The sequence below is a fragment of the Vibrio sp. YT-16 genome, assembly GCF_033337405.1.
Lineage (GTDB): Bacteria > Pseudomonadota > Gammaproteobacteria > Enterobacterales > Vibrionaceae > Vibrio > Vibrio alginolyticus.
The window spans coordinates 136,268-142,363 of sequence record NZ_JAWOQQ010000013.1; the positions used below are offsets into that span (position 1 = coordinate 136,268).

5 protein-coding genes and 3 tRNA genes are annotated in these 6,096 nt (G+C 45.7%); 1 reads left to right on the forward strand and 7 read right to left on the reverse strand.

The window, feature by feature from the left end:
• Positions 1 to 4: 4 nt before the first annotated feature.
• The 4 genes from corC to miaB all read right to left on the reverse strand — a co-directional run bounded on the left by corC (position 5) and on the right by miaB (position 4,072).
• A complete protein-coding gene (gene corC, locus R7F07_RS18965; protein WP_171343017.1) occupies positions 5 to 904 on the reverse strand; it encodes a CNNM family magnesium/cobalt transport protein CorC in 900 nt (299 codons plus the stop codon).
• A gap of 105 nt (positions 905 to 1,009) precedes the next feature.
• Positions 1,010 to 1,474, reverse strand: coding sequence for an rRNA maturation RNase YbeY (gene ybeY / locus R7F07_RS18970; RefSeq protein WP_005373030.1), 465 nt, complete (start codon positions 1,472 to 1,474; stop codon positions 1,010 to 1,012).
• 2 nt (positions 1,475 to 1,476) lie between these two features.
• Positions 1,477 to 2,574 (reverse strand): PhoH family protein, encoded by a 1,098-nt coding sequence (locus R7F07_RS18975; RefSeq protein WP_005373033.1) that lies wholly within the window; start codon positions 2,572 to 2,574, stop codon positions 1,477 to 1,479.
• 73 nt (positions 2,575 to 2,647) lie between these two features.
• Positions 2,648 to 4,072 carry a tRNA (N6-isopentenyl adenosine(37)-C2)-methylthiotransferase MiaB gene (gene miaB, locus R7F07_RS18980; protein WP_318110550.1) on the reverse strand — a complete coding sequence of 475 codons (1,425 nt, stop codon included), beginning with the start codon at positions 4,070 to 4,072 and terminating at the stop codon, positions 2,648 to 2,650.
• A 257-nt stretch (positions 4,073 to 4,329) separates the two neighbouring features.
• On the opposite strand from miaB, the gene R7F07_RS18985 reads away from it, so the two are divergent.
• Positions 4,330 to 5,508 (forward strand): 2-octaprenyl-3-methyl-6-methoxy-1,4-benzoquinol hydroxylase, encoded by a 1,179-nt coding sequence (locus R7F07_RS18985; RefSeq protein WP_171343018.1) that lies wholly within the window; start codon positions 4,330 to 4,332, stop codon positions 5,506 to 5,508.
• A gap of 135 nt (positions 5,509 to 5,643) precedes the next feature.
• On the opposite strand, the gene R7F07_RS18990 is transcribed toward R7F07_RS18985, so the two are convergent.
• From R7F07_RS18990 to R7F07_RS19000, 3 genes are all read right to left on the reverse strand, one after another.
• Positions 5,644 to 5,728, reverse strand: a tRNA-Leu gene (locus R7F07_RS18990).
• Positions 5,729 to 5,781: 53 nt separating this feature from the next.
• A tRNA-Gln gene (locus R7F07_RS18995) sits at positions 5,782 to 5,856 on the reverse strand.
• 50 nt (positions 5,857 to 5,906) lie between these two features.
• A tRNA-Leu gene (locus tag R7F07_RS19000) sits at positions 5,907 to 5,991 on the reverse strand.
• Between the last annotated feature and the right edge of the window lie 105 nt (positions 5,992 to 6,096).

A 6,096-nucleotide genomic window follows, 5' to 3' on the forward strand; every position in this document is an offset into this window, starting at 1 on the left:
CGCGTTACTCTTGAGTGGCTTCAACCAGGGGTTCTTCGTCTGGGATCGTCACTTGGAGTTGAATGACACGACGGTTATCGGCAGCGGTGACTTTGAAGTTGTAGCCTTCAATTTCAACCAGTTCACCACGAGAAGGTAAGTGACCAAAGGCAGTCATGACCATACCACCAACGGTATCAACTTCCTCATCGCTGAAGTTGGTTCCGAATGTCTCATTAAACTCTTCGATGGTTGTCAGCGCTCTGACAGCAAACGTATGCTTGCTCAGCTTACGAATGTCCGTCTCTTCACTTTCATCGAATTCATCTTCAATATCCCCGACGATTTCCTCAAGGATATCTTCAATGGTCACAAGACCAGAAACACCACCGAATTCATCGACAACAATGGCCATATGATAACGTTCTTCACGGAATTCTTTCAGCAGTCGATCAACGCGTTTACTTTCCGGTACTACAACCGCTGGTCGAATGACTTCTTCGATATCAAATGGATTGCTGCCTGAGCCTAAGTATTTAAGTAAGTCCTTCGCTAGAAGTATGCCTTCCACATGGTCTTTATCTTCGCTGATCACAGGGTAGCGAGAGTGTTGAGCATCGGTAATCAAAGCAACCAAGGTATCAAGGTCGTGAGTACGCTCAACTGTAACCATTTGCGAACGCGGGATCATAATGTCACGCACACGCATTTCGGAGATTTCCATAACACCTTCGAGCATATCGCGAGTGTCATGGTCAATCAGGTCGTTAACTTCAGAGTCGCGGATAACATCCACAAGCTCTTGGCGATCTTTTGGTTCGCCCTGAAATAGTTGACCTAGACGTTCAAAGAAGGACTTTCTACTCGGACCTTCTGCCTTTTCTTTCTTATCTTCGTTAGAAGAGGGAGAATTATCTTCGTTCATTGTTTCTCAATTAAGTAACGCTATCAGAAGTGTGATAGCACACATAGAGAGGCGAACACGAGAGTCATTTAGGTGGTTCGCCTTTCCCTGTCGAGTGGCCAATAGCTACTCTTTTTCAGCAATGTAAGGATCTTCATAACCCATACCTTGCATGATTTCGGTTTCGAGGGACTCCATCTCTTCGGCTTCGTCATCCTCTATATGATCATAACCTAGCAGATGCAAGCTGCCATGTACAACCATATGCGCCCAATGTGCTAGCAGAGGCTTGCTCTGTTCAACCGCCTCTTTTTCAACAACTTGGCGGCAAATAATCAAATCACCAAGTAAATCTATTTCCATACCAGGAGGTGCTTCAAATGGAAACGACAACACATTAGTTGGTTTATCTTTGCCGCGATACTCATGGTTGAGCGTATGACTTTCTTGTTCATCAACAATACGAATGGTGACTTCGGCTTGTGGCTGGAAGAGAGGGATTGTCTTATCTAGCCACAATTGGAAATCTTGCTGCGAAGGCAGACCTTCTTCATTTTCGACTGCCAGTTGCAGATCAAGTTCAATCGCCATGGTTATTCCTTAGTTGAAGCAACTTGTGCATTCAGTTCGGCTTTTGCTGCTTCTAGTAACTTCGCGTCGCGTTCTTCACGACGGCGTTTCTCGAACTCTTTACGCTCTTTCTGGTCTTGTGCTTCCCACTTCTCGTACGCGTTAACGATACGAGCAACCACAGGGTGACGTACAACGTCGTCGGCTAAGAAGAAGTTAAAGCTGATGTCGTCAACTTCGCTTAGTACTTCAATAGCATGACGAAGACCCGATTTCGCACCACGAGGTAAGTCAATCTGCGTGACATCACCAGTGATAACCGCGCGAGAGTTAAAACCAATACGCGTTAGGAACATCTTCATCTGCTCAACAGTGGTGTTCTGACTCTCATCAAGAATGATGAAGGCGTCGTTTAGAGTACGACCACGCATGTAAGCAAGAGGAGCAACCTCAATCACGTTACGTTCAATCAGCTTCTCTACGCGCTCAAAGCCCAGCATTTCAAATAGGGCGTCGTATAGCGGACGTAGGTATGGGTCGACTTTCTGGCTTAAATCACCAGGCAGGAAGCCCAATTTCTCACCAGCTTCAACCGCTGGACGAGTAAGTAGAATACGACGGATCTCTTGGCGCTCTAGTGCGTCAACAGCTGCTGCTACAGCAAGGTAGGTTTTACCTGTACCAGCCGGGCCAATACCAAAAGAAATATCATGCGTGACCATGTTAACCAAGTACTGCGCTTGGTTTGGCGTACGTGGTTTGATCACACCTTTCTTGGTTTTGACGAAGACTTCTTTACCGTGCTCGATATTAGACTCAGTATTCTGCTCAAGAACACCAGACTCTTTGATCGCTAGGTGGATTTGCTCAGGCTCAATATCTGGGATCTCACCTCGTACAGGTGCGGTATCAACATATAGAGTTTTCAGGATATCCAGCGCAGCTGATGCGGTATGAGGTTTACCGACAATCGTAAAGTGGTCACTACGGTGGTTAATTTCAACGCCTAGACGACGTTCTAAATGCTTGATGTTGTCATCGAATGGGCCGCACAGGCTAGCTAGTCGGCGGTTGTCTGAAGGTTCTAGGTTAATTTCTAGAGTTACGATTTTATTGCTCAATGTTGCCTCTCATTTTTTGCCACTTAGTGAGAGCCTGATAACGACCAGGCTCTCTATGGCTATTTATACGAGCTTACGGCGTAAAAGTAGCTACACCCAGCTCATCTTCGCGACGTGTTTTCGCCATCATCTGCGTTGGGGAAATCACACTACGAAGATCCATGTCTTTTTCAGTACGTACTAGCTCACCACGCAGTGAGTTTGCAAATACGTCTACGATCTTCACATCAACGAACTGACCAATTAGGTCTGCACTACCTTCAAAGTTTACTACACGGTTGTTTTCTGTACGAGCGCGTAGTTCCATTAGATTTTTCTTCGAAGGACCTTCAACTAGAACACGTTGTTCTGTGCCAAGCATTAAGCGAGAGTAACGCATCGCTTGAGCATTGATAGTTTGCTGTAGTTCGTAAAGGCGCTCTTTCTTCACTTGTTCTGACACATCACAAGGGTAATCCGCTGCTGGCGTACCTGGACGTGGAGAGAAAATGAAACTGAAGCTCATGTCAAAGTCTACATCTTTGATTAGCTTCATGGTGTCTTGGAAGTCTTTGTCTGTCTCACCAGGGAAACCAACAATAAAGTCTGAACTGATTTGGATATCAGGACGAGCTTTACGCAGTTTACGGATGATCGATTTGTATTCGATAGCGGTGTGAGGGCGTTTCATCATCGTTAGGATACGGTCACTACCACTTTGCACAGGTAAGTGCAGGAAGCTCACAAGTTCTGGCGTATCTTCGTATACTGCGATGATGTCGTCTGTGAATTCTAACGGGTGGCTCGTCGTGAAACGAATACGGTCGATACCATCGATAGACGCAACCAAACGAAGCAGTTCTGCAAATGAACAGATCTCACCATCGTGCATAGGACCACGGTACGCGTTTACGTTTTGACCCAGAAGGTTTACTTCACGTACGCCTTGTTCAGCAAGTTGGGCGATTTCGAACAGTACGTCATCCATTGGACGGCTTACTTCTTCACCACGAGTGTACGGTACGACACAGTAAGTACAGTACTTAGAGCAGCCTTCCATAATAGAAACGAATGCTGTCGCACCTTCAGCGCGAGGTTCAGGTAGGCGGTCGAATTTTTCGATCTCTGGGAACGAAATGTCCATAACTGGTGCATCATCGGACTGAGATTGTTTGATCATCTCAGGTAGGCGGTGCAAAGTTTGTGGGCCAAAAATAACGTCAACGTATGGTGCACGTTCACGAATATGGTCACCTTCTTGTGTTGCTACACAACCACCTACACCGATAACTACGCCAGGTTTTTTATCTTTTAGTGTTTTCCAGCGGCCTAGCTGGTGGAAAACTTTCTCTTGCGCTTTTTCACGGATCGAACAGGTGTTAAGTAGAAGTACGTCTGCTTCCTCTGGCTCTTCCGTCAGCTCGTAGCCGTTTGCAGCATTAAGCAGGTCGGCCATTTTTGATGAATCGTATTCGTTCATCTGGCAGCCCCAGGTTTTAACTAGCAGTTTCTTACTCATCTCACTTTCGCTCGTTCAGTTGTACTTAAATCGGAGAGCTATTGCTCAAATTATAGCCGCCATCACGGCGGTAAGCGGCGTATTGTACTGCTTTAAAAAGCACCTGACTAGTGATCTAGCTAATTCTCTGCAAAGCCTGATGAAATCTAGTTTTTCGCCCTATGCAGAACAAGGTTTTTTGTTAAACAATTTTGTAAAAATAGCCATGGAAAGTACAATAAAAAACGCCAATTAATCAGCACGATGAAGAGTGAAAAATGAACAAGTATGACATCGCCGTGATCGGTGGCGGTATGGTTGGGGCAGCCGTCGCTGTTGGATTTGCCAAGCAGGGCAGAAGCGTTGTCTTGGTCGAAGGTACAAAACCTAAAGTTTTTGATGCCTCTCAGGCGATGGATATTCGTGTATCTGCAATCTCGCACCAGTCGGTGGAGTTACTTGATTCACTCGGAGCATGGTCAGAGATCAAGAGCATGCGAGTTTGTCCTTATCGGCGCTTAGAAACTTGGGAGCACCCAGAGTGCCGTACTCGTTTTCACTCTGATGAATTGTCATTGGATCAGCTAGGTTACATCGTTGAAAACCGCCTAATCCAATTAGGTCTTTGGCAAGTCTTCTCTCAGTATGAAAATCTAACCGTGATGTGTCCTGAGCGATTAAAAGCCATTGAGTTTGCAGATGTAAATCTTGTGACACTAGAAAGTGGGGCGCAGTTTGAAGCTAACTGGGTGATTGGTACTGATGGTGCAAACTCTAAAGTTCGTCAATTGGCTGGAATTGGTGTAACTGCGTGGGATTACCGACAACACTGCATGTTGATTAATGTGAAAACAGAATTGCCTCAGCAAGATATTACTTGGCAACAATTTACACCTTCAGGCCCACGTTCATTTTTACCTCTGTGCTCTTCGAGTAACGACGATGGTCAAGTCGTAGGCCAAGGTTCTTTGGTTTGGTATGACTCGCCTAAACGTATTAAACAACTGTGTGCGATGAGTAAACCTCAACTAAGAGAAGAAATTTTACGTCATTTCCCTGCTGAATTAGGCGATATTGAAGTTTTACAGTTTGGCTCATTCCCACTCACTCGTCGTCATGCGCAAAGCTACTCAAGCAAAAATTGCGTGTTAGTGGGTGACTCTGCCCATACGATCAACCCGCTTGCAGGGCAAGGGGTAAACTTAGGCTTCAAAGATGTAGACGTTCTCCTTTCGGTAACAGAACAACAAGAAAAGCTGGAAGATACCTTACTCGCGAAATACGAACGCGCACGTCGACCTGACAACTTACTCATGCAGACGGGCATGGACTTTTTCTATAAAGGTTTTAGCAACGATCTAGGGCCATTGAAGTTCGTACGTAATGCTGCATTGAAGCTTGCTGAAAACTCAGGGCCAATTAAGGCTCAAGTACTGAAATACGCGTTAGGTATGTAGTAAGCTACTCAAATCACAGATAGAAAAAAAGCGAGCCATGAGCTCGCTTTTTTAATTCGGCAAATCTAATGATTTCCCGAGTCCAGAACCAAAAAAAGAAAAAACCCAGCAAAGTCATGCTGGGTTTTCCGATAATGGTGCGGAAGGAGAGACTTGAACTCTCACACCTTGCGGCGCCAGAACCTAAATCTGGTGCGTCTACCAATTCCGCCACTTCCGCAACTTAATCTATAGATATCAAGGTAATTGGTAAAATCTCAATATCGTTGTATATGGCAGGGCTACCTGGATTCGAACCAGGGAATGGCGGCATCAAAAGCCGCTGCCTTACCGCTTGGCGATAGCCCTACAGCGTAAATAGTCAAAGACTACTTAACCTCTCTTATCGAGAGAAAGAATGGTGCGGAAGGAGAGACTTGAACTCTCACACCTTACGGCGCCAGAACCTAAATCTGGTGCGTCTACCAATTCCGCCACTTCCGCGTATTCTGATAGTGTAGATTAATTTAAGATGGTGCGGAAGGAGAGACTTGAACTCTCACACCTTGCGGCGCCAGAACCTAAATCTGGTGCGTCTACCAATTCCGC